The sequence below is a fragment of the Paenibacillus sp. NAIST15-1 genome (assembly GCF_001894745.1).
GTDB lineage: Bacteria > Bacillota > Bacilli > Paenibacillales > Paenibacillaceae > Paenibacillus_B > Paenibacillus_B suaedae.
Window position 1 is genome coordinate 1 of sequence record NZ_BBYF01000014.1, and the last position, 24,807, is coordinate 24,807.

Genomic DNA, 24,807 nt, shown 5'->3' on the forward strand with positions numbered 1-24,807 from the left:
AACAAGGGGGCGTCCCAAATCTTTTTAGACTTTTGGGACACCCCCTTTCTTGCCATTTCATTCGGAGCAACAAACGATTTACCTTCCAACTTAATTCATGAGAATCCGGCAGGATTACAATTCATAGCAGATATTTATGCTGGACGGGTGTAGTTTCGGTTATATGAATAATTAGCATGCTCGATATTGCTATACGTAGTTTACAGTTTACTTCCTACTCCATATTTCCCGTCAGTGATTGATTTATCTTACCGCATAAGCTTGCCAGCTGTTGCAGCTCATCCTCACTGAGCCCATCACGAATTCGATTCATGACGCCATGGCGAGAGTAGGCTGCCTTCTGGAGGAAGGCGTGACCTTGTTCGGTGATTTCATGATACATATAGCGTCGATCTTGAGTATCGCGTGTTTGTGTAATCATGTTTTTATCGATAAGTTTCTTTGTTAATTTGGAAATCGCGGATAATGTCGTATGGATCGAATCTGCAAGCTCTCGAGTCGTTTTTGCTCCATTCGTAGCAAGCAGGTCCAATATATTGTACTGCGCGGAAGTGATTCCTTCCACATTGAACCGATTATGCTCTGCGACCAGCTTGCATTGGAGCATCGTAAATTCCTTTTCGAAATCGCAATTATTATGTTCGGTCAATTTTTATCTCGTCCTTTCTACTCGCACCTTTTCGGGAACTTGGCACGCCATTTCCTATGGCTATATTTTATAGATAGGCCCCTATAATGGAGTCATTGCTGGATTTCAATGAATCGGGCGTACCGGTGGCGATTACGGTACCACCCTCTTGCCCTCCTCCTGGGCCAAGCTCGATCACCCAATCCGAATTTGCGATAAGTTGGGTATTATGCTCGATTAGTAGAACCGAATCTCCGCGATCGACGAGCCGATTCAATACGGCAAGCAATTTGCTCGTATCCTGGTCATGCAATCCGACGGAAGGCTCATCCAATATGTACAGCGTGTGGCCGCTGCGGGCATTGGACAGTTCTGCTGCCAGCTTGACGCGCTGCGCCTCGCCTCCAGAGAATGTGCTGGATGGTTGCCCCATCCGTAAATATCCTAAGCCTATATCGCATAAGCAATCCAGCTTGGCTGCGATCTTCGGAATATCGCGGAACAGTTCTCTTGCTTGCTGGATGCTCATGCCTAATACATCGGCTATGGAATGTCCATGCCATTGCACAGACAGTATTTTCTCACAATAACGCTTCCCGTGGCAAGTTGGACAAGGAATCAAGCGATCGGCCATAAAGTGCATCTGAACCTTAAGACTGCCCGTGCCTTTGCAGGATTCGCATCTTCCTCCAGCTACATTGAAGGAGAAATCAGAGGCTTTCAACCGCAAGCCTTGTCTAGAGGCCAATTCCTTGAACCATTCCCGAATGTCATCGAATACCTTTGTATAGGTTGCAGCATTAGAACGGGACATTTTGCCCATCGCTTGCTGATCGACAACGACGAGATGCTGAATATGTTCTAAACCGCCAATTCGGCTGGAAGCATTCGATGGCGAACCAATTGATTGCAACTGGGGAAGCAGTTCTTCCATGACCAGCGTGGACTTTCCGGAGCCCGACACGCCAGCAATGGCGGTAATGATGCCCAGGGGAATGTCCACCGTAATATGCTTTAAGTTGTTTGCGTGTGCATCACGGATGGTCAATGTGCGGTTCCAGCTTCGAGCGGTTGAACGATGCCGATTCAGAGATTCACGAAGGCTTTGAGCCGTCATGGATTGCGGGTGATACAGCAACTCGTTAACCGTCCCTTGGAAGACAAGCTCTCCTCCAAGCTCTCCTGCGCCTGGGCCGATGTCCACTACATAATCGGCTTGTCGGATAATATCGATATCATGTTCAATGACAATTACGGTGTTGCCGAGAGAGGCCAGCTTACGTACCGAATGCATCACCTTGTCGGTATCCTGCGGGTGCAATCCTGTCGTAGGTTCATCAAGAACGCAGATCATGCCGCTCAAGTTCGAATTCAGCAAGGAGGCCAGCCGCATACGTTGCGCTTCTCCGCCAGACAGGCTAGAAAAGCTTCGATCTAGTGATAGATAGTTCAGTCCCGCATTCATGAGACTTCGCGTACGTTCCCGCAATTCCCTACAGATAGGCTGAGCCGATTCGACGTATCGATCAGGCAGAGCAGAAGGCAAGCCTTCAAGCCAATTCAGCAGTTGAGTTAGAGACATAGACATGAGATGGTGGATCGGCGTCCCGTTCACCAGGACGTACGAGCTTGTTGCATTCAACCGCGAACCGTGACAGGACTCGCAAGGAACTGTACGGAGGAAGCGGGCGAATTCCAGCTGCGATTCCTCGTCATCGTCACCCTCGTAATATCGGCGCAATAGGCTATTCACTGCACCTTCATATTTGCCCTGCTTCATATTGGATGGGGCAGGGGCATCAGGGCGAAGCTCGCGAATGCGTGGATCATCCGTGCCGTACAGCAGCATGTGACGGACGATGTCTGGCAATTCGCCGATCGGCCGCTGAAGATCTTCCTCCTCCAGAGGAAGGCGATAATATTTGGCTGCACGCAGGAGAAGCGGGGCAAAGTGCCACAGGAATCCCTTTTTCCAAACTTGAATGCCTCCATCTTGAATCGACAAATCAGGACGTACAATTGCATCGAGAATGGGCTCTATTTGTTCACCTAGACCCGTACACGCCGGGCACGCACCAAGCTGTGAATTGAAGGAAAAGTGAGCCATGGTTATATTTTCAACGGGTTGTCCGCAAGAAGGGCACGCATAGTGCTCCTGATGGGAATGTTCTTCCTCAGACAGACGAACAGGGGTCGTACGTATATCCGCATAACTGAACACTACTTGGCAATGCGGACAAGCACGTTCTCCAATTGCCGTATACAGCAAACGCAGATATGTATAAATCTCACTATATGTTCCAACGGTAGAGCGTCGGCTGAAGTTATGATGATGCTGACTAACGCTGACGATAGGGGACAGACCGTAGATGTCGTCATAATCCGGCCGCTGCACGTTGTCTGCTGCATGTCCGGAAGCACTAACAAATTTGCGCTCACCCTCTTGGACAAGTATGTTAAACAGCAGGGTTGATTTCCCTGAACCAGATACACCGGTTACAACGGACAAATGATTGCGTGGAAAACGAACAGTGACATCCTTCAAGTTATGTTCCCGAGCCCCTTGAATGACGATCCATTCGTGTGATGATGCAGTCATGTTAATTCCTCCTTATTATTTGAATAGTTCAATAGTTGATAGAGGAAACTATTGATTACAGAAATTAATATAGACCTGTACGTAGAAGTTGTCAAATGGCGCTAGAATGAGACTCTGAGACTCATTACGCTGCGTGCATCTGCAATTAGTTGACCCAATGTTTTGTGTTACGGAATAAAAAGAAAGGAGCCTGCTCGACTATTTTGGCGAGCAGGCCCTTGTGAGAACAGAATAATTGATGATCATGCTTCGTTAATATACGGTACAGATTGATAATAGAAATTCGGATTCACAATCGTATTGTCGTAGCTTTGGTGGAAAATAGGCGTTGCGGCGGGTGACATCGGTGGAATCAGCCATGTCCAGTCGCCTGTATGAGCACGGTTACAACTTTGTTCCTGCTCCTGGAACTTAACGAATTGTTGTGCTGCCGTATGGTGGTCTACGATGCTAACACCCGCTTCCTTGAAGGAGTGAAGCACTGCGGTATTAAGCTCAACAAGAGCCCTGTCCTTCCACAGTGATGTATTCGACACCGTAGACAGCCCCATTTGCTCTGCGATGACTGGCAGCAAATTATATCGTCCTTCATCGGCCAAATTTCGTGCGCCGATTTCTGTTCCCATGTACCAGCCATTGAATGGCGCGGCAGGATAGGAGATGCCGCCGATTTCAAGGCGCATATCAGCAATAAGCGGCACGGCATACCATCGCAGCTGCAGCTCAGCAAACCATTCAAACTCGGGATGAATAAGCGGCACCTCTGTAACGGAGGACTTCGGTATCTCAAATACCTGTGGTGGGTTCGTACCTGTCTGAATGACAAGAGGCAGTACATCGAACGGTGTGTGTTCTCCCTGCCATCCAAGTGATTCACATATTCGAGTAAATGGGAGCGAGTGTGGATCTCCCATGATGCCTTGGTTAGTCTCATAGCCGGCATAGCGAATCAACTGATGATTCCATATCCGAACAGGATGCATTCCGTCTGGATGAGCAGGTGGAAAAATCGTGATTGCAGGACGTATCCGGCCATCATTTGTTGCGAAGTCAATATGTTGGACTAACGCGTCTGCGATCTGCTTACACTCGGTTATATGTCTGGCGTCAACCACATGCAAGGATGACCAGAACAAGCGGCCAATACAGCGATTGCTATTGCGCCAAGCCATCTTAGCTCCGTGAGTTAGTTCTTCTGCAGTATGCGAATAAGTGCCAGTATGTTCAATCTCGGAATGTATTTGTGATAAGCGCCCCTCTATGTCAGCAGGGAGCTTGCCGAGCTCTTGATAGCATTGCCTAATAAATGTTGAAGCTTCTTCTAGAAGCGTATGCTTCGCGTGTACATTCATCTTCCGATGTCCTTCCTTGCGGCGTAAGCGCCGTAATGTGTCGGATTAACTATATCAAATTCTAACGGTTTGGTATGTACCATTGATGACGATGTCGATGAGATGTAACAATTTCAGCCGGGAAATCGTCGCAAAAATTTTGTTACCCGATCATAAATGGTGACATACAAGCTGTCACCATTCACATGATATAATCAGGTCAAACCGTGAAAATCATCCAGCTAAGGAGAAGCCATTGAAACGAATCGATCGATTAGTTGCTATCATTATCGCCCTACAGCACCGTTCCGAAACGGCTCAATCGTTAGCAGAGAAATTCGAAGTCTCGCGCCGTACCATTATCCGTGACATGCAAGCATTGAGCGAGATGGGTATACCGTTATATGCGACAGCGGGTTCAAGCGGGGGCTATCGGTTAATGGATGGCTACATGCTCCAGCCGCTTCAATTATCGACCACAGAAGCATTAACCGTGCTCTTCGCGCTGCAAGGCATGACACAGCTTCCCGATTCACCATTCAATCAGGAGCGTTGGACGGTCATGGACAAGCTGAAGCAGATCGTATCCAGTGAAGTGCTGACTGAGGTGGAACCGATGTTAGAGCGTGTCGAGCTGTCCGTACCTACAAGAAACTACCGTGCTCCGGAGTTGAAGCAGCTGATTGCGCTTCTATCACAGGCGAAGCCCAAGTGGCTCCATATATTCTATCGTTCACAGAAGCATCAGCGTTGGTTGTATATCCAGCCGAAGCGGATATATTCGGCACATGGGTTCTGGTATTGTGAAGCCTATTCGTTAACACATGGTGAAGATCGATCATTCCGTGTCGATCGTATGTCTCAAATCTCGATAGCCGAAGATGAAGATGTACGCACAGTACAGGGCAACGGGGACAACGGCAAGGGCAGCCAAATAAAGCGTAATCTAGAAGCCGTGAAAAAGGAAGACCCGATCCGAATCCGGGCAAAACTGACCTATCGCGGCATGCTGCTTGTCGAGCAAGATGAACATATTGGGGAATTGGTGCATGAAACCGGTGAAGATGTGGGAGAGGTTGAGTTTAACTGTCCCCAGTCAGAATGGGAATGGGCACAGCGCTTCTTCTATGGCCTTGGCTTGGATGCAGAGGTGTTGGAGCCTGTGGAATTGCGAGAAGCCATTTATAAGCATGCTCATCAGGTATGTGAGAGGTATAAGGGAACAAGGTAGGCCTTTAGGTTTCTTTTTGATACATAGCGTTTGGAACAGAGGAAGGAAGAAGATGTTAGATCAGACGAAGAAGGGATGAGATCGAAGATGAGCGCGAATACGAATTTGATTCACAATTATAAAGAAGCAGTTGAGCTTATTCGCCAAGTGGGTATTCTGCCGCTGGCCAACCTCGCTCCCCATCATCCTTCACTTGCGGGTGTGACAGAAGAATCGGCATGGCATAGTGACACCGATGCGGATCCGTGGCGTTGGCGGGTTCAATTTCCTGGGGATGGGGTTGCTGCCTACGGCAAGTTCATCAAGAAGAAAGGGGTGTTTATCTCGCTGGAGTGGGTACCGATTGTCCGCTCCGTGCTTGGCGATACTCGTTCCGTCAAGGAACGGTATGCAGCAGGTGAGATGTCGCCGGAGGCGAAACTGTTGTATGGCATCATTGTTGAACATCCCGGTATCGATACGAGGCTGCTGCGAGTGAAGGCAGATATGAAATCCCCTGATCAGAAGAAGGCATTCGACAATGCGTTAAATGAGCTGCAGGGGACGATGGATATTGTCATCTCGGGTGTGACAGAACGGCGCAATAGTGCTGGCGAAGTGAACGGATGGAATAGCACCTCCTATGAGACGATTGACCATTGGCTGGAGAATCTGGGTATCGAGACGTCAATGATATCTGTACAGGATGCGAAGGAACAGCTCTATGAACGTCTTGCTCGTTCTACGACTTCGGAAGCGTTAACTTATTTTAATAAAATCCTAAAGCTGCAATAAATCGTCCATCAATTTAATTTCATTAAATAAATGAGTCGATATGGACTGCGACGAGCAAATCGATGGAAGAAGGCAAGTGACGAAGCGAGAAAATGATATTCACGAAATATATTAATCACATTAAATAATAATGGAGTTGATAAAAATGTTGAGTGTAGACAGCTTCAATCGCGCGCAGCGCTTTATTTACGAGAATGCGAGACTGCTCGACCGCAGACGTTTTGAATATCATTTCGGCCAAGGGAGCAAGGCAGCTGTTATCATGGCTCTTACAGGTTTTCAAAATGAGGATGGAGGATTCGGTCAAGCGCTGGAGCCTGATATTCGTTGTCCGCATAGTCAGCCTGTACCGACAGAAGTAGCACTATCCATTATGCACGAGATTGATGAATATGACCGCAAGTTAATTGTTGGAATCGGCAGCTATTTGAAATCGGTTACAGTGGGCGACACTGGAGGATTCCCTCTTATTCAGACGTCAGCGAATGAATATCCACATGCGCCTTGGTGGACAGTCGCCGATGATCGTCAAGCCTCCATAAATCCTACGGGACATATTCTCGGGTATTTGATGAAGCAGCATACCGTTCCTGAGCTCACCCGAGAAGAATGGTTCCAGCAGGCTGAGCAGTTCATGTGGAATCAGCTAGAGGCAGCCGATAATGAAGGCTATCACAGCAATATACAATATATCTCCTTCTTAACTGGTCATCCGGATAAAGAACGAGCAGAGAGGGCATTGCAGAAGGTGAACGAATGGCTGCAGCTGCCAGGTGTCATTGAACGCAATACGAAGGCGGAAGGGTATGTTCATAAGGTGCTGGATTGGGCACCAACGCGTCACAGCTACTGCGTACAATTTGTCACTGAGAAAGAAATCGAAGAGCATCTGCAATCCCTTGTGGAGGAGCAGCAGGAGGATGGCGGTTGGTCAATAAGCTGGCCGGCAGTGAGTCCAGCAGGCGAGATGGAATGGCGGGGATACGTAACCGTCAGTCGGCTGCTGACGTTGAAGTCATATGGATGGTTGCAACGCTAACAATAGCGACGATAAGGCCAACTTCCAACAATTACGAAGTTATGCACAACATAGTGATTTTGTTGTTTTGTCTATGTCTACAAGGGGGAACTTGGATTTGAGCAATATGCATCGAATTTTATGGTTTGATCAAGAAGTACGATCGAATCATTTTCCGAATTGTACTCAATTAGCACATCAATTCGAGCTGTCTACCAGACAAGCCAATCGAGATATTGAATATATGGTCAACTCTCTTGGAGCTCCTCTTCAGTATGACGCCAAAAAAAGAGGCTATCGGTATACGGATGCGACATTTGCTTTGCCTAGCACGTATATTACGGAAGAATTAAGACGAACGCTAGCATTCTTGTCTCATCGTTATCAGGATTACAATTATGGCGGTTATGATGAATACCAAGCGAAATTGCCAATTATGCTGCAAATATCAGAATTGTTCCGTCGCTTGTCAGACGTTAATGAGCTGCAGTCTCAGCAAATTCCAGCTTATGAGATCAATGTCGAGATCATTGACATAGCAAATCAACTAAGCATGGCCATTCAGAACAACCAAGTGCTTACCATTCAATATGACGGCATGGAAGGAGCAGAGACGTATACGTTTCACCCCTATAAGCTGTGCTACAAGCAATACGTCGATTACGTCATTGGATGGTGCGAGCAGGAGGAGGAGCAGAAGATGCTTCGCTTGGATCGAATCATCCGAATGGAACGAGCAGCGGGAATATCTTGGCTAAATGGTGAACTGCCCTCTACCTTCGGTTCATCGAATCTTCCTATTCAGCCATTTACGGCAATCATAGAGTTTATAGATAAGCCTTCGGAAGCATGGAGAGATTACAATCTTATGAAACGAGAAGATTCGGTGGTATTCGAGATCCAATTTTTCGATGTGTCCTTATTTATGTCAACAAGAGATTGGGCAAGGATTGTGAAACCGAAATGGCTGAAAGAGAAGGTAAAAGCAAGATGTGAACAAATAATGGGGATGCTTAGCGAATAGGCGTAAATATAACAGGAAAGACAAAAAACAATACGAATTTTAAGGTATGACATTATATGTCGTACCTTCTTTACTATAATTGGATTATCGCGATAAGAGAGGAGCGGCCGCTCATGAGTATAGGAACTACTCTATCTCTTTCTTTTCAAATTGAACATCGTTCTTACGTGGATGCCCTGCATGCTGTTCTCACGGGTGCTGGTCTGTACGAGGGTTCGAAATATATGCTAGGCGGAATGACAGGTCTATTATCTAAGTTTGTTATTCACAAGGAGTTATCAAGGAGCTCAGTTACAGCGTACGGCAACTTGGGAGAAGAACATGGCAATGCGCTCCTTCGAATTGGGATTGAATCAAATCAATTTGCTTGGCATACGCGTCAACGTACGTTTGAATTGGCGCAGCAGGAGTCGATACGTCATATTCAGCACAGCATCGATCGAGGAATAGGCGTCGTCTATTGGAAGCCTGAGTTTGCCGTGATTACGGGTTATGACGATGAGGACGAAGTGTTCTTCTATCTAGACGGTTACTCGAAGGAACAACAAGTGCTGCTGTATCGGAATTTTGGCATCATCGATAATCCTACGCCATTCTGGTACTATCAAACGATTATTGGTGCAGTGGACATGCCGTACCAAGAAATCTACCGAGAGTCGCTAATTACAGCAGTTACAGATTGGGATACGCCGCATCGAACTTTGCCGGATCTGGACTTTGCTGCAGGCTGTAAAGCATACGATTATATGATTGCCGCACTGTCTAGTCAACAATATCATCCGCATGGTAGCGCTTATACCATTAGCTCTTATGCTGGTATCAAGCGTGACATGATGAAGTATTTGGCTTCTATCCAAGAAGAGGCTGGCATATCTGCAGAGGTTGTTCAACTTTATCAACTTGTAGATGAGGCATTTCAAGTCATGAAAGCGACGGTTCAGAATGGTACGGGACATGAGCTGTGCATCCAATCAGACCATGTACCACAGCTAATCGAGCAGGCTCACCTTGCGATGGAACATGAACGAGCAGCGATTGAAATACTGCGCACTGAAATCGGTTACGAGGAAGTCATGCGTTCGCGTTCCAACAGTCTCCACTGGGGATCGGCGGCGCCAAGATAATTGTGGTCAACAACTAAGAATAGGTGCAGGTGAAGAGATGACGTCTATTATCCTTGAAAATATGAAAATCGTACCGGAAACAAAAACGTTTATACATCATATCCATAGTGTACTGCTGGCCGGCGGGCTAACCAAGTATCCGAAGCATACGATTGCGTGTATGTCATCATTGGCCTTCCGTATGTCCGTTCATCGTCAGTTGGATGCTATATCTGTGACGGCCTATAACTGGCCTGCCGAACACTTCGTTGCTGCGGATTTGCTTGGTCTCTACTCAGAGACGTATGCAGGCTACAATACAGATCCGGTCTTCCCGGTCTCTCGTAAGTATGCAATCGAAGAAATGAAGCTTTCTCTACAAGAAGGTGTCGGACTCATTTATTGGCACGATCAGTACTACACGATCTATGGCTATGACGAAGCGCAGCAGTGTTTTTTCGCAGTAGATTCGTGCGGGAATAGCGGATGCAAGGAGTCTTATCAGACACTTGGGCAAACGGGAAATTCGTCGATTGTATTTATACAGCGGATATCCAAACGCAGCATTTCCATAGATGTACGTGATCTGATTACGGAATCGCTGGTGCAGGCGATTTATAAATGGGAGCAGCATGATAGCATTTTGCCGCCTGAGCAATTTGCATGTGGCGAACAAGCTTATGATGCAATGATAGAGGAAATCCAGTCGGGTACGGCGGATTGGAATGGGGCGGAGCAAACATTGTCCATGTATCGTACCTTCAAGCATTACATTGCTCGTTATTTGCATGATATGAAGCAATCGATGGATGGGCTGGAGCAACTGGCAGAGAAATATCGAGTTCTAGCTGACTTATACGATGATATTGTTGCAATCCTCCGAAGATTACGACACGACTGGAATGATGCGCATGAAGAGGGGCTATGTCACGAGATGGTGACCACTCTTATCTCTGCCCAACAAATTGAAAAAGATGCTATAGAAGCTATGAAACAGGTGGTGAAGGACGTTCGCGAAGCGCGCGGAGCCACACCACATTTACGATAATAGATACGAAAAAGGGGAAACGAAATGGCTAAAACAAAACGCGGTAAAGCATTATGGAACGTTCCATCACATGGACGGGGAACATGCCCAGTGTGTGGAAGCACACGGATTAAAGTATTGTACACGCAAACAAAAAGCGATGGCACATCTCTTAAAGTTTGCAAAAAATGTGTAAAAGCGACTCAATATCGAATTGATATGGCGTTATCTGGTTAGTGGTTAGTGACTTAGTAGTTATGCTGTCTGTGCATGCAGAATCTTACCATCAACATCCTTGCCGATTAGGTAAGGATGTTTTTTTGTAGATGACTTCGTTTAAAAGGGGGCGTTTTTTCTCCTTACTCGGATATATATGCTCTTGTATTCTGAAAAATTCTACAACAATTTTAAACGTGTCTATTCATTTTTGTCGAAAAATGACGATATATAGCTCATTGACATAGACTGATTGGTCAGTAAATACGGACAAGGTTTATAGGCAATAAGGATTCGAATGGAAAGAACTCCTGTATATAACCTGTTTGTCAGTCAACTAGGGGGCTATTGAATGAAAAACAAAGGCTTAGTGATGAAATCTATCATCGTCGTGACCGTTCTTCTTATGGTCATGTCTATTGTATTCATATCATCCTCATATATGATGGAGCGAAGAATCTATAATGATGAATTACTATCCCTTCATACTACGCTTACGAAGAATATCGAGATAGAAAAGGAGGGTATTGCAGGAGCTGCTAGCAAGCTCAAGTCAATGGATTCCTCACAATATGCAAAGGATAAGAATATTGTTTGGATTCAGGAGAGCTTGAACAGCATGGTACGCGACAATTTCATATCGAATTCGTACTTGCTTGCTCCCGGTTTCACGGAACGTGATGGAAAGTTCTATCTGAAGGTGCTTCAAGGCAACGATTCCTTCGTTGAATTAGGAAATGCGCCAGGAAGCGAGTATGAGATCAAGCCAGAGCTTGTCGATGCGATCCATGAGATGGAGCGGACAGGTGTTGGCTTTAGTGACATCTATGAAGATCTTGATGGCGAATGGATTACGGTGCTGAAGCCGATCAATAATGACAGGAATGAGACGATAGCGGTGTTTGCCGTAGATTTCAATAATAAGAAGATTGACGGCGATCTGAATGCCATGTTGTGGGAAATTATTGGTATTGGCTCATCGATAGGTATCGTATTCATTATCGTGATTGCCTTCTTAATACGCCGATTAGTTCGGCCGCTTACACAGCTGTCCGTTCTGTCCACGAGAGTGGCGGCCGGTGACCTGACGGTATCTATTCCGGTTCGCTCGAAAGATGAAATCGGCGTTCTATCTGATAGTTTTAACACGATGATTGCTCAAATCAAGCACTTGGTTACCAATGTCAAGACGACAGCTGATCAGGTCGCGGAATCGTCACAGCAACTAACGGTAATCGCCACGCAAACGTCTCAGTCTAGCTATGAAATATCCAATTCTATTCAAGAGGTTGCAACTGGTTCAGAATCGCAGATGCAAGGGGCTGAAGAAAGTAAGGCTGCTATGGAGGAAATTGCAATCGGCATCCAGCGGATCGCTGAATCATCCTCTGCCGTATCAGAACTGAGCATCGACGCAACAGAGTCGGTTGATCAAGGCAATCAGGTTGTCCAGCTGACGGTGAAGCAAATGGCACAGATCAGAAATTCCGTCAGTCGTTCTGAAGGGATTACGCAGTCTTTGTTGAAACAATCCGAGAAGATAGAGCATATCGTCAGTATCATTGGCAATGTAGCGGTGCAAACCAATCTATTGGCGCTCAATGCATCTATTGAAGCGGCACGGGCAGGCGAACATGGACGAGGCTTCGGCGTTGTTGCCCAAGAGGTGCGCAAGCTTGCAGAGCAAACGAAGGACTCTACGGAACAAATTGCTGAGATGCTGAATACGGTAATTGCACATACGAAGGAACTGGCCGAAGCGATGGGAGAAAATACGGAGCAGGCTGAACAAGGTACCTTGATTGTGCAGGAGGCTGGGGAGCATTTCAACAAAATATGGACATCCGTGCAGCAGGTCACGGAGCAAATTCAAGAGGTATCGGCAGCCGCTGAAGAAATGTCTGCTGGAAGTGAGGAGGTTGCTGCCACTTTGGACAACCTTGCTACCCTAGCAAAGGATTCCTCACTGAATACACAGAGTGTTGCTGCATCGACCGAAGAGCAGCTTGCTATTGTGGAAGAAATATCGGATACAGCTACCTTATTGAATCGCAAAATGCAAGATCTGCAAGAAGAACTTCGAATCTTTACGGTTTAAAAATGAACAAGACTCCCTGCTCGCTGGAAGAGCAGGGAGTCTTGCTTGTATTACGTTCCTCATAAATGGATCGCAGTTATCCAATTACAGTCAGGCTACCGGTTAGCAGTTGAACCAACATGTATAGCGCAATCAACCAAATGGTAATCGCGGATATTTTGTTCAGCCAAGTGAGGATGCGGCCGTCAGCATCGATTTTGCGGGTAAAATGACCTGCTACAGCTAGTCCCAGGAACCACAGCCACGATACTGTGATACAGGCTATCGTAAACATCCACTTGAGTTCATCGGAATATTGCAAAGAGTTCGTTCCAATAACGCCAATCGTATCGAGAATCGCATGTGGATTCAGAAGAGAGACGGACATGGCGAACATCATTTGCTTCGGGATACTCATAGCATTCCCCTGATTGCCATTTAACTTGCTTGACGACTTCCACAGACTCCAACCCATATATAACAGAAAGAAGAATCCCAATAGATACAGCCCGAATTGAAGCCATTTCCACTTCCAGATGAATAGCGAGATACCTTGAACTGCGGCTAGAATAAGCAGGGTATCGCATAATGCAGCTGTTATCACGACAGGGATGGCCTTTATGAACGGCTTAGATAAAGCCCCTTGATTGAAAATAAACACATTTTGTGCGCCTAACGGCAATATAAGGCCAAGTGCGAGCAATATTCCGTGAACGAATGCCTCGACCATTGATATCTACCTCCGTATGTCATCATCCATAGAACCGGTTCTAAGACAATATCATAACGCAGCAATTTACAATTGTCCCCGACCATTTGGTTGAGTTCAAGACCAACCAAATTCTATAATAAGCTTATCAATCAACATGGTGCAGGAGAGGAACATATGCCAAAGACGTGCAGCATTGACTACAGCGATTGGAGACTCGAACGATCCTCATCGATCGCGCTGTATAAACAAATCGAGCATTATATGAAATCTAAAATTTTGTCTATGGAATGGGAAGAGGGGGCGAGACTCCCTGCACAGCGTAAGCTTGCGAAGCAATTGGGTGTGAATCGCAGCACGCTGGTGGCGGCCTTGGATTGCTTGACTGATGCGGGGTTTATTGAAGGGAATAGCGGAGGGGGGACGGTTATAACGGACATGGCTCATCGTGTCGATAGCATGTCTCCTATTCTGCCGAATTGGAATGCGTATGTGGAAGAAGGCTCACATTATCCCAATTTACCGATTATTCAGACGATAAATAACATGGAGTTTTCTCCGCAAATGATTCGCATGGGCACGGGGGAGCTTGCCCCTGACTTATTGCCAACAAAAGAGATGGAGAAAACGATACGCGGTGCAATCGATCATGGAATATCACTTGGGTATGAACAGCCGCTTGGGCACTATCCGCTGCGAGAACAGCTCAGCAAGCAGTTGTCGGAGCAAGGCATCGAAGCCGCGCCTAATTCGATACTGATTGTCTCGGGGGCACTTCAAGCACTGCAGCTCATTGCAGCAGGCCTCGTTGGTCGTGGATCAACTATGCTCGTAGAGAAGCCCTCCTATTTATATTCTATTCATGCCTTCCAATCGGCCGGACTAAAAATGGTTGGTGTACCAATGGATCAAGGCGGTATACAAGTGAATGCTCTGGAGCAGTATGCATTACGGTATAAGGCTTCGCTGCTGTATACGATACCAAGCTTCCATAATCCAACGGGTACGGTGATGGAGCAGGACAGAAGAGAAGCATTAATGAACATCAGCAATCGCATTGGATTGCCGATTATTGAAGACAGTGCCTACGAAGCGTTATGGCTGGATGCCCCGGCGCCACGATCATTGAAGTCTATGGATGAGCATGGACAAGTGCTCTATGTGGGAACGATGTCCAAGTGTGTTTGCCCTGGCCTGCGAATGGGCTGGATTGTTGGTTCGCAGCAGGTGATAGAGCGCTTGGCAGATATTAAAATGCAGATGGATTACGGCTCCAGCTCATTATCGCAACAAGTTGCAGCGGAGTGGCTCCGATCGGGCCTTCACGAGGCGCGCATTCAATACATTCGTGCTCAGCTGCGTTTGCGAAGGGACTTTTTGCTTGATCAGTTGAAACAGCATTGGTCATCTTTTGCAGCATGGAGAGTTCCCCAAGGCGGTTTTTACATATGGGTGACCATGGATAAGTCTATTGCAATCGAAGCCTTGTTCAAGCATGCACTTGCTTGTGGAATTCTGCTGAATCCAGGTTATATCTATGATCGCTCAAGCAAGCATCAACTCCGACTATCGTACGCTTACGCAAGCTTTGAAGAAATGGAGCGAGCTATCCATTTGATTGCGATGTGGGTAAAGAATAAGAATGTCACCGAATGATAGGGTGTCAAAAGTATTTGACATAAGACTATTGATCATTATAATAAAAGATGTAAAATGTTTTTTACATTTGAGGAGATAGAACTCGTTATGAAAAACAAGATTTCAGAGCTGCGCAAGCGAATGGGCATGTCACAGCAAGAACTGGCTCAGCGGTGTGAAGTGAGTCGGCAGACGATTAACGCGATTGAGAATGATAAGTATGATCCAACCTTAGCGCTAGCGTTCAAGCTGTCACGAACGTTAGAGGTCACAGTCGATCAGCTGTTTACTTATGAGGAGGCATCACGATGAGAAAGCAAGATGAAATGGAACGTTATCATAATGACAAGTCAGCGAAGAACGGCTACATGTTCTATACGATCGCATTGCTGCTGTGGGGGCTGTATGATTTTACTGTCAAGGGGAATAGCGGATTGCAATTTACTATCCTATTAATCGGGAACGCCATCTTCCTATGGACACGCGTCTACTATAAGCGAAAAGTGATGTAATAATTACCGTGAAAAATCGATGAGATAGGGTCACTTATCTAATCATATAAACTTAATTATTGTAAACTAAAATAAATAATGATGAAGATTGAACGTAAGGATCGTCTCAACCGTACTATAGATACTTTATGATTCATTATGGGTTTCCGTCTAGAAAAGGCGGTTGAGGAGGAGTATTGACGATGATTATCGTAACAACAGAGCAAGTGGCCAATTATGAAGTAAAGGAAGTACTCGGTACAGCATTCGGACTGACCGTTCGCGCACGAGGGTTGGGGAAGGATATCGCTGCTGCATTCAAAGGATTGGTAGGAGGCGAAATCACTCAATATACGGAAATGCTAGAGGATGCACGGAAGCAAGCGCTGGATCGCTTAGTAGCGAACGCACAAGCGATGGGTGCGGATGCTGTCATTATGGTGCGTTTTGACTCTGGTGAAGTCGGAACCAATATGAGTGAAATTGTTGCATACGGCACGGCTGTAACGCTTCGGCCTAATCGTGAAGTAAGATGATAACGTTTTTGATTGTTTATTTTTCATTGCAGCTGTTCTTTTTTATCGTATTTCTTATTGTCTCAGCTATCCGAGATCGCCGTCACCAAGCGAATGAACATGAACATGTGCCGGAAGGCTTCGAGAAGACTTCGGAAGTTAGTATCGACCCGTCAACAGGGAAAAAGGTAACGGTTTATTACAATCCGCGCACAGGACAGCGATGGTACCGCGTGGAGTAACAATAGAAGGATGCAATCTACGAATGAACAATCTTGTTAACGTGGTTGCTTTCAATAGCCAGATACCTCGATACTCAAGTAATACCCTAGCGTTGGCTAGGCTGGTTCGTAAGTCGTAACGGTACTTATGAGTTAGCACTGCCAGCTGCTGGGGTATTTTTATTAATTCTCAGCCACAGAGAACAGTGATATAGAATTACGTCCCCAGTCCTATTCATTAGACAAAAGTATACTTTTGTCGCTATATACATTCGGTTTGAAATATTTTAAACTTAAACTGCTTCAAAGATTGAAATAAAATTTCATTCATCTAGAGCCGACATACGATGATGTTCTCATTACTCGATATCCAAAGGGAGGGAATTAACATTGTATTTTGCAAAGAACCGGGCTCGTATCTTACTCATGTCGATGATGTCGGTCGTGCTTATGTTCAGCACAATTGTAAACGCTTCCGCAATGAGTTCCTCTGATTTGTCCTCTTCATCCTTATCGTCATCTGAAGCGCAGGCAGAACCGCTCGCATCAGGCAGTACGGCTTCATCCCAGATTATTGAAGACTTCGAGCAGCTTCAACAGCTGTCTGCAACCTCAGTAAGAGTAGTCCCTGGTTCTGTTAAGGCGGTTCTAACCTCACGACCGGAACCGGTACAACATGATGAACATGCAGTAAAGCTTACCTATAATTTCACGGAAACGACGGGAACATCAGCGGCTTATCTGAATTTCTTGAACGCATCTGGGGGAGTAGGGCGTGAGATAAAAGGATATCCATCTTCAATCGGAGTGTGGGTGTATGGGGATGGAAATAAGCACTGGCTGCGAGGCCAACTGCAGGATGCAAGCGGAGCGAAGCCCACGATTGACCTTACTACTAGCAGCGGGCTCAGCTGGAATGGCTGGAAGTACGTTACTGCGAGTTTGCCTACTAATCTTGTTCAGCCTATCAAATTGAATCAGCTCTATGTGGTAGAAACGAATGATCGGAATAAAAATAGCGGCGCTATTTATTTTGATAGCCTGCGAGCTTTCTATGGATCGACAAATATATATGAGCTAACGATGATCGGCTTGCCTCCTTTGCAGGTAGGAGAGACAAAACGGGTTCAGGTGTTAGCGACTTCTGCTGGTGAAGCAGAACAAGTAGATGTGACGAAGGAAGCCGTACTTATCAGTGATGATCCTTCCATTGTCGCTGTAAATCCAGACAATTCACTTACTGCTGTGGCCGAAGGGCGCACAAGACTAACGGCTCGCTACATGCAAGCACCAGAATCCGTAGTTGATGTAGTCGTCAGCCAAGCCGCTCCAGTCATTCAGCAGTTGAACTTGTATGGAGCACCAGCTATGGAGATAGGTGAGCGCGTGAAGACCCATACATTTGCGCGATATGAAGGTGCTGCGAAGCCTGTATCCATGCTGGAAGGAGTTAGCTACAATAGCAGCAATCCGGAGGTTGCTTCCATTGATGCAGCTGGTATGGTCACTGCACAAGCGAACGGAACGACTGTTATGCGGGCGGTATATGGCGAATTCTCCTCCGCTTATGAATTGAAGGTATCCGTGCCTCAGCCGAAGCTGGAACGACTTGAGCTGACCGGCTTGCATGCAATGACTATCGGTGAGTCGCTGCAAGGGAAGGTGACAGCATACTATTCCGATGGCTCTTCCTCAGAAGTATCGACAGGCGTTGTGTTCAAATCCAGTCAGCCGCACAATGCAACGATAGATGCTAGCGGGAACGTCATGGCTCTTCAAGTAGGCATTAGCTCCATAACTGCTGCTTACGGAGGCAAGACTGCTGATTTCACACTTGTCGTGAACAAGGATACAATCCTGCCTAAGCGGCAATTGCGAGCAGCTTGGATTGCTTCCGTCGTCAATATTGATTGGCCGCGTGAAGGCGTAGTTACGGAAAGAGAGCAGAAGCAAGACTTTGTAAATCTTCTCAATGAATTAGAAACAGCAGGCATGAATGCTATTGTGATGCAAATTAAACCGACTGCAGATGCCTTCTATCCGTCTAAATATGCACCTTGGTCGGAGTGGCTCACTGGCGTACAGGGCAAGGATCCTGGCTATAACCCGCTTCAATTCATGATTGATGAAGCACACAAGCGCAATATGGAATTCCACGCATGGTTCAATCCGTATCGTGTAAGTATGCAGCCAGATATCAACAAGTTAGTTCCCGACCATCCTGCAAGATTGCATCCAGATTGGGTAGTTTCTTATGGCGGCAAGCTCTACTTCAATCCAGGGGTGCCGGAAGCGAAGCGATTCGTAATGGACAGCATCATGGAGGTCGTCAACAATTATGACATTGACGCGGTTCATTTCGACGATTACTTCTATCCGTATAAGGTGGATGGGGTAGAGTTCCCTGATCGCGCGACCTACCAGCAGTATGGAGCTGGTTTCTCCGATATTACGGACTGGAGACGCAATAATGTGAATACCTTCATTGAGGAATTGTCCAATGAAATGAAGCAGGCGAAGCCTTATATGAAATTTGGCATTAGCCCATTCGGCGTATGGCGCAACAAAGCGACAGATCCGACAGGCTCGGATACAACAGCTGGGGTTCAGAATTATGATGACCTCTATGCAGATACACGCTTGTGGATTCAAAAGGGATGGATTGATTACATTACGCCACAGATATACTGGTATTTTGGCTTTACTCCTGCAGCCTTCGAGAAGCTTGTGGATTGGTGGGTGAAGGAAACAGAAGGAACACATACCCAGCTCTATGTCGGTCACGCCGATTACAAGGTGAATGATCCGAACACGCCAGCCTGGCTCAATCCCGATGAGCTTCCAAATCAATTGAAATACCTGCTCAACTTCGATACGGTGAAGGGGAGCATGCATTTCAGCACCGTCGATATTCTCAATAATCCGCTTGGGTTGAAGGATCGACTAAGCGGGGACAGTTACCGGTATAAAGCCCTTGTGCCAGAGATGCCGTGGCTTCCAGCCAATACTCCATCTGCACCGAAGCTTACAACTGCACATGTCACCGATAAAGGAGTTCACCTGTCATGGGAGGACGTTTCGAACAGCTCGGCTGCTTACTATGTGATCTATCGGGCAGAGGGCAGCGAGTCGATGAATGTCAATGATCCGAAGCAAATCGTGAAGACTATCCGTAAAATGAACGGCGCATATCAATTTTACCTAGATACGACAGGTGAGCCAGGCAAACAATATACGTATGCGGTTACGGCGGCTGACCGTCTGCACAACGAGAGTGCGCCTAGCCAATCCAAATGGATCTGGAATGAACCGCTTGTCTCAATTGAGTTGAAGGGCGATACGAATATGACAGCGGGGAAACAACAGCAACTGAAGGTGTTCGGAGTTGGCAAGAGTGGGAATCGAGTGGAGTTGACGAATGATCTTCGCTTTACATCCAATCAGCCTTCGGTGTTGTCCATTAACGAGGCAGGCATGGTGAAGGCGAATAAATCGGGTACCGCTGTTGTGACCGTAAAGTATGGAAGTTTCTTGCAGAGCACAATGCAAATTAAAGTGTCACAGAAGTAGTCGGACATATCACAGCACGATATTCGTTACAGCATATTCAGCGGAAATAGAAGCATACGAGAGACAGTGCCAGTGTTCCTTGCGAATGCTGGCATTGTTTATGTGCAATGACAGAAAAGGAGTTGCGATCAGGCTATATCGTTATTTTCAGAAAATTGTGAAAAAATACTGAAAAATTGTTTCAAATAAGATTAACGAGGTTAATAATAGACATGTCCTGCAACACACATCGCAGGACGCCACTCTGGTGAAGTGAGAGGATTGCTACAAGGAGGCAGTTTCCATATGAACGCACAAGGCAAAACTTATCAACTGAAAGCAGAGAGAAGAACGGACTTTACTCGCTCTTCCCTTCGTGAATTACGTCAGAAAGGCCGGATCCCGGGCGTCGTATACGGTGCGGATATCGAGAGTACTGCATTGCATGTCGATTCAAGAGACTTCGTCAAGCTTGCACATGTTGGCCGGACAGAAGTGTTCCAACTGCAGGTGGAAGGTATGAAGCCAGTCCAAGCGCTAATCAAAGACGTTGTCAAACAAGATGGTGCTTATGCGCATGTAGATTTCCAACAGGTATCTGCAAATCACCCAATCCGTATTCATGTGCCAATAGAATATATCGGTACACCTGCTGGGGTCAAAAAAGGTGGTATTTTGCAAACACAAGAAACAAGTTTGGAAATCGAGGGTCTGCCCGCACATCTTCCTTCTGTGATTCAAGTGGATATTTCCCATTTGGGCATAGGCGGTAAGATGTTGGTGGAAGACGTACAAATTCCAGAACATATCCATCTCTTGTCCCATAAGAATGAGCTATTGGTTTCCATTGTTACACAGCGGGGCATTGAAGAGGTAGAGGATGAAGAATCAGAAGCGGCAGCAGCACCGGCTTCTGTCGAAGCATAGCACTTTATTTCATTTAACTAAATTAAATGTAAACAGAATGTAGAGTCTGCCAAGTGCGAATGGACGAGCACACAGCAGGCTCTTTTTTCATGGTATACAACTGCTAATTGGCTCACATGAATCATGTCTCATCGATCCATACTAACGATAGGCGATGGGGGTGATGGATTGCGATTTGCACGAGTAATGTCCATGCTGTTATTGATTCCATTATGCAGCAGCTGCAGGATACAAGGGATGGAACACCCAAGATATGAAGTGACAGTGACTGATACACAGATGAACGCTCTTCATCCAAGACAAGCAATAGATGTTGTCACGATGCAACTGGATGATTTGAAGTCATTCCAGCATACGAAGTTGAAGATGCATCAGATCCCAAGTGAACTTAATGTCAAAATGGATAAGGCTCAAATCGGCAGTATCGGGATCCTAGTTAATAAATTTCACGAACTCCCTCTTGATTACCGGCCAGATGATCTGGTTTATCCAAACGCACCCTTTATTTTTGACGAGCGGGTAGATAAGCGCAAATTGCGCAAGGAAGCAGCTAGAGCTCTGGAGCAGCTAATCGCTGGTGCTAGACAAGACGGTATTTATTTGGCAGGTGTATCTGCGTTCCGATCTCATGCTGCTCAGACGGCCATATATCATAGCAATGTACGGCGTTATGGCAAGAAAAAGGCGGAGTTGTATTGTGCGGAACCGGGGCATAGCGAACATAAGACAGGGCTCGCCGTAGACCTCACGCGCAGCGATGGAAGATGTGCAGCGGAAGCTTGCTTCGCGGACATGAAAGAGGCAAAATGGCTGCAGAATCATGCACATGAATATGGGTATATTGTTCGGTATCCAAAAGGAAAAGAGCATATTACAGGGTATCAATATGAGCCATGGCACATCCGTTATGTTGGGAAGAAATTGTCCGCTCTATTGACAGCACAGGGGATCACGCTTGAAGAATATTATGATTCATCTTATCCGTATTGGTCTGCTCCGGAAAATGGATAATGACGTCGATGGCAAAAGGAAAACCACCCAAGCAATGCCTGGGTGGTCGCCTGGGCGCAGCTCTTAGAACCAGAAAGAACGGCTTATGATTACGAGCAAAATGAAAAGTACCAAGATAACGCCAGTGCTTGTAAAGCCAAATCCACCGAAACCGCAGCTTCCACAGCCTCTTACATCAGACATGTTCAAATCCCCTTTCGTTTGGTAATGATGTATTACCGTATATTTGTATGAAGGAAACTGTGGAGTTGATTGGACGTTTGACGGGTTGCATCGCGTCTGCTATGTAAATAAGCCATGCAATTCCTGCATGGCTTGTATGTTCTGTTAGGATTAGAAGCCTTTATATTGAGGCTCCTCCGTTTCTAATTGCTGCACTCGGTTTTCCACTTGGTCGACGATCTGCTGCGTTTGTTGTGCGGCATTCGTATATAATTGCTTTGCTTCTTGGTTCTGAGTGGCCAATGCGAAAGACTCCAAGTCAGCTTGTACACCTTTTAACGAAGCTAAGCATGTTTTCACTTGAGATCCAACGGTCATGCTGTACACCTCCCTTCCTCCTCCGAACTACAGAGGATAATTTGTCCCGAAAGAGGAGCAGCCATACCTCAAATAATTAAATTAACTCACTTCATAAAATCATGAGCATTTACAAATAATGACGTAGTGGAATGGAACTTTTTCTTATCAAGGAGGATGTATGATGCCACTTTGGCTAGAGATAATGCTTCGGACTTTGGTTGCAGTCGTAACCTTATTCCTGCTGACCAAAATGCTGGGGAAGCGCCAGGTCACCCAATTATCTGTATTTGAATACATAACCGGCATCACGATCGGGAGCCTAGCTGCTTATGTTTCTCTGGATTTAGAGGACAACTGGTATCTTGGGCTTGTGTCGCTGGGTGTATGGGTCACGGTCTCGTTCGGCATTGAATTCTTGCAACTGAAGAGTAAGACGATGCGGGATTGGATAGACGGAAAATCAACAGTTTTGATTAAGAACGGCAAAATTCTTGAAGACAACTTGAAAAAGGAACGTCTGACCTCCGATGAATTGCTGCTGCTGCTTCGAAAGAAGGATGTATTCAAAGTGGCTGATGTTGAATTTGCGATGATGGAATCAAGCGGTGACGTAAGTGTTTTGCTCAAAAGCGAAAATATGCCATTTACTCCAAAACATCTAGGGATTAAGGTTGCTCCTGAGTATGAACCGCAAGCAGTTATTATGGACGGGCAGGTTATGGAGCAGCCGCTTGCTACGATTGGCCGTGATAATAAGTGGTTGAGCGAACAGTTGACAGCGCTAGGCGTGAAGACTGTTCAAGATGTATATTTGGCACAAGTGGACAGTTTCGGAGAGTTGTATGTCGATCTGTTCAACGATCAAATTAAAGTTACGGTCCCGCAGAAGAGGGCTAATACGTTAGCAACGATGAAAAAGTGCGAAGCTGATCTGGAAATGTTCTGTCTGTCAACGGAAGATGAGAAAGCAAAACAAATGTATGGACAGTGCTCTCGCACGATGCAGCACATTATTGAGAAGGTACGACCATTACTCATCCAATAATCGAAGGTATGCGATAAAGTGAGGTGGCTACATGCTGGTAGGTAAGCAATCTTGGAAATTCGAGCGAGCTCCTTATATTATAGGCACTTCGGCCATCGTTGGGCCTGAGGAAGGGCAGGGGCCGCTTGCCGCTGATTATGACCTTATCCACGAACAGCTTGATATTTACGAGACGAGCTGGGAGAAGGCAGAACGCAAGCTTCTTGAACAAGCAACGAGTCTTGCGATCACGAAAGCGAACGTTAACACAAGCCATATCGAGTATTTTATCGGTGGGGACTTGATGAACCAAATTACGAGTAACAGCTTCGCGGCTCGAACGCTGTCTGTTCCCTATATTGGCGTATTCGGTGCATGCTCAACTTCCATGGAATCACTTGCGCTTGCAGCGATGATTATTGATTCCGGGAATGCGCATTATGCTCTTGCAGGAACATGCAGTCATAACTGCACAGCGGAGAAGCAGTTCCGTTACCCTACGGAGTACGGTTCCCAGAAGCCGCCTACTGCGCAATTCACCGTAACCGGGGCAGGCGCTGCGGTATTGTGCAATCGCGGGAGTGGACCGCGGGTAACCGCCGCTACAATTGGGAAGGTCATTGACTTAGGTATAACTGATCCGTTCAACATGGGAGCGGCTATGGCCCCAGCCGCAGTGGATACCTTGCGGGCGCATTTCGCAGACACCGGGAGAGAGGCTAGCTATTACGACATGATCGTAACCGGGGATTTGTCTGCCGTGGGCCATCCTATCGCTTCAGACTTATTGAGGCAGTCCGGGGTGTCAATGGAGGGTACCGTATTCGATGATTGCGGCTTAATGATATTTGACCGCAACAAGCAAGCCGTACAAGCTGGAGGGAGCGGCTGCGGCTGCTCTGCTGTTGTCACCTATGGGCACTTGATGAAGCGGATGATTCGAGGACAATTGAAACGAATGTTAATTGTGGCCACCGGTTCACTGCTGTCGCCACTCTCATATCAACAAGGTGAGAGCATACCATGTATTGCTCATGCCGTATCCATTGAGATGGATTCGGAACGTGAGTAAGAAGATAATATCACAACAAAAAATTACTATTATGGATCTTGTATATCAAGATCCCTTTTTATGTAATAATGTATTTTGTTTTCAGACATATGGTTAATTA

Annotated in this window: 23 protein-coding genes; 18 read left to right on the forward strand and 5 right to left on the reverse strand. The window is 46.3% G+C overall.

Annotated features, from left to right (window positions below; genetic code table 11):
* Positions 1-214: 214 nt before the first annotated feature.
* The 3 genes from PBN151_RS22725 to PBN151_RS22735 form a co-directional block, all read right to left on the reverse strand.
* Positions 215-649, reverse strand: a complete 435-nt coding sequence (locus PBN151_RS22725) for a MarR family winged helix-turn-helix transcriptional regulator (RefSeq protein ID WP_083545292.1) — start codon at positions 647-649, stop codon at positions 215-217.
* A gap of 67 nt (positions 650-716) precedes the next feature.
* Complete coding sequence (gene uvrA / locus PBN151_RS22730) at positions 717-3,227, reverse strand: excinuclease ABC subunit UvrA (RefSeq protein WP_072730816.1); 2,511 nt, start codon at positions 3,225-3,227, stop codon at positions 717-719.
* A 242-nt stretch (positions 3,228-3,469) separates the two neighbouring features.
* Entirely contained in the window at positions 3,470-4,579 is a 1,110-nt protein-coding gene (locus PBN151_RS22735; RefSeq protein ID WP_072730817.1) for a nitric oxide synthase oxygenase, read from the reverse strand.
* Between the two features lie 235 nt (positions 4,580-4,814).
* Between PBN151_RS22735 and PBN151_RS22740 the strand changes: the two genes are divergently transcribed.
* From PBN151_RS22740 to PBN151_RS22775, 8 genes are all read left to right on the forward strand, one after another.
* A complete protein-coding gene (locus PBN151_RS22740) occupies positions 4,815-5,789 on the forward strand; it encodes a helix-turn-helix transcriptional regulator (protein ID WP_072730818.1) in 975 nt (324 codons plus the stop codon).
* A 75-nt stretch (positions 5,790-5,864) separates the two neighbouring features.
* The gene (locus PBN151_RS22745; RefSeq protein WP_227774972.1) at positions 5,865-6,563 is read left to right on the forward strand and encodes an AlkZ-related protein; all 699 of its coding nucleotides are present in this window, start codon (positions 5,865-5,867) and stop codon (positions 6,561-6,563) included.
* Positions 6,564-6,708: 145 nt separating this feature from the next.
* On the forward strand, positions 6,709-7,602 hold the full coding sequence (locus tag PBN151_RS22750) for a hypothetical protein (RefSeq protein ID WP_072730820.1): 894 nt from the start codon (positions 6,709-6,711) through the stop codon (positions 7,600-7,602).
* 106 nt (positions 7,603-7,708) lie between these two features.
* Positions 7,709-8,605 (forward strand): helix-turn-helix transcriptional regulator, encoded by an 897-nt coding sequence (locus PBN151_RS22755; protein ID WP_227774995.1) that lies wholly within the window; start codon positions 7,709-7,711, stop codon positions 8,603-8,605.
* A 113-nt stretch (positions 8,606-8,718) separates the two neighbouring features.
* Complete coding sequence (locus PBN151_RS22760; protein WP_072730822.1) at positions 8,719-9,729, forward strand: hypothetical protein; 1,011 nt, start codon at positions 8,719-8,721, stop codon at positions 9,727-9,729.
* 61 nt (positions 9,730-9,790) lie between these two features.
* Positions 9,791-10,756, forward strand: a complete 966-nt coding sequence (locus PBN151_RS22765) for a hypothetical protein (RefSeq protein ID WP_227774974.1) — start codon at positions 9,791-9,793, stop codon at positions 10,754-10,756.
* Between the two features lie 24 nt (positions 10,757-10,780).
* On the forward strand, positions 10,781-10,972 hold the full coding sequence (locus PBN151_RS22770; protein WP_021253815.1) for a hypothetical protein: 192 nt from the start codon (positions 10,781-10,783) through the stop codon (positions 10,970-10,972).
* 331 nt (positions 10,973-11,303) lie between these two features.
* Entirely contained in the window at positions 11,304-13,049 is a 1,746-nt protein-coding gene (locus PBN151_RS22775; protein WP_072730824.1) for a methyl-accepting chemotaxis protein, read from the forward strand.
* 76 nt (positions 13,050-13,125) lie between these two features.
* Here the strand turns inward: PBN151_RS22775 and PBN151_RS22780 are convergent, their stop codons facing one another.
* A complete protein-coding gene (locus tag PBN151_RS22780) occupies positions 13,126-13,758 on the reverse strand; it encodes a LysE/ArgO family amino acid transporter (RefSeq protein ID WP_072730825.1) in 633 nt (210 codons plus the stop codon).
* Between the two features lie 156 nt (positions 13,759-13,914).
* On the opposite strand from PBN151_RS22780, the gene PBN151_RS22785 reads away from it, so the two are divergent.
* From PBN151_RS22785 to PBN151_RS22820, 8 genes are all read left to right on the forward strand, one after another.
* Positions 13,915-15,393, forward strand: a complete 1,479-nt coding sequence (locus PBN151_RS22785; RefSeq protein WP_139295407.1) for an aminotransferase-like domain-containing protein — start codon at positions 13,915-13,917, stop codon at positions 15,391-15,393.
* Between the two features lie 90 nt (positions 15,394-15,483).
* A complete protein-coding gene (locus PBN151_RS22790; RefSeq protein WP_021253811.1) occupies positions 15,484-15,687 on the forward strand; it encodes a helix-turn-helix transcriptional regulator in 204 nt (67 codons plus the stop codon).
* Positions 15,684-15,887, forward strand: a complete 204-nt coding sequence (locus tag PBN151_RS22795; RefSeq protein WP_072730826.1) for a hypothetical protein — start codon at positions 15,684-15,686, stop codon at positions 15,885-15,887. Before PBN151_RS22790 ends, PBN151_RS22795 begins: the two co-directional genes overlap by 4 nt.
* Positions 15,888-16,069: 182 nt before the next feature.
* On the forward strand, positions 16,070-16,402 hold the full coding sequence (locus PBN151_RS22800; RefSeq protein WP_021261483.1) for a YbjQ family protein: 333 nt from the start codon (positions 16,070-16,072) through the stop codon (positions 16,400-16,402).
* On the forward strand, positions 16,399-16,623 hold the full coding sequence (locus tag PBN151_RS22805) for a hypothetical protein (RefSeq protein ID WP_227774976.1): 225 nt from the start codon (positions 16,399-16,401) through the stop codon (positions 16,621-16,623). The genes PBN151_RS22800 and PBN151_RS22805 overlap by 4 nt, the downstream gene beginning before the upstream one ends.
* A gap of 369 nt (positions 16,624-16,992) precedes the next feature.
* The gene (locus tag PBN151_RS22810; protein ID WP_072730827.1) at positions 16,993-20,172 is read left to right on the forward strand and encodes a glycoside hydrolase family 10-like protein; all 3,180 of its coding nucleotides are present in this window, start codon (positions 16,993-16,995) and stop codon (positions 20,170-20,172) included.
* A 285-nt stretch (positions 20,173-20,457) separates the two neighbouring features.
* A complete protein-coding gene (locus tag PBN151_RS22815) occupies positions 20,458-21,078 on the forward strand; it encodes a 50S ribosomal protein L25 (RefSeq protein WP_072730828.1) in 621 nt (206 codons plus the stop codon).
* A gap of 237 nt (positions 21,079-21,315) precedes the next feature.
* Positions 21,316-22,089: a M15 family metallopeptidase gene (locus PBN151_RS22820; protein WP_227774978.1), complete on the forward strand. Its 774-nt coding sequence runs from the start codon at positions 21,316-21,318 to the stop codon at positions 22,087-22,089.
* A 333-nt stretch (positions 22,090-22,422) separates the two neighbouring features.
* On the opposite strand, the gene PBN151_RS22825 is transcribed toward PBN151_RS22820, so the two are convergent.
* Positions 22,423-22,629 carry a DUF1657 domain-containing protein gene (locus PBN151_RS22825; protein ID WP_065292053.1) on the reverse strand — a complete coding sequence of 69 codons (207 nt, stop codon included), beginning with the start codon at positions 22,627-22,629 and terminating at the stop codon, positions 22,423-22,425.
* A gap of 163 nt (positions 22,630-22,792) precedes the next feature.
* Here PBN151_RS22825 and PBN151_RS22830 point away from each other — a divergent pair, with 163 nt between their 5' ends.
* Positions 22,793-23,656 (forward strand): DUF421 domain-containing protein, encoded by an 864-nt coding sequence (locus PBN151_RS22830; protein WP_072730830.1) that lies wholly within the window; start codon positions 22,793-22,795, stop codon positions 23,654-23,656.
* Between the two features lie 31 nt (positions 23,657-23,687).
* Positions 23,688-24,707 carry a stage V sporulation protein AD gene (spoVAD, locus tag PBN151_RS22835; protein ID WP_072730831.1) on the forward strand — a complete coding sequence of 340 codons (1,020 nt, stop codon included), beginning with the start codon at positions 23,688-23,690 and terminating at the stop codon, positions 24,705-24,707.
* Positions 24,708-24,807: the final 100 nt, after the last annotated feature.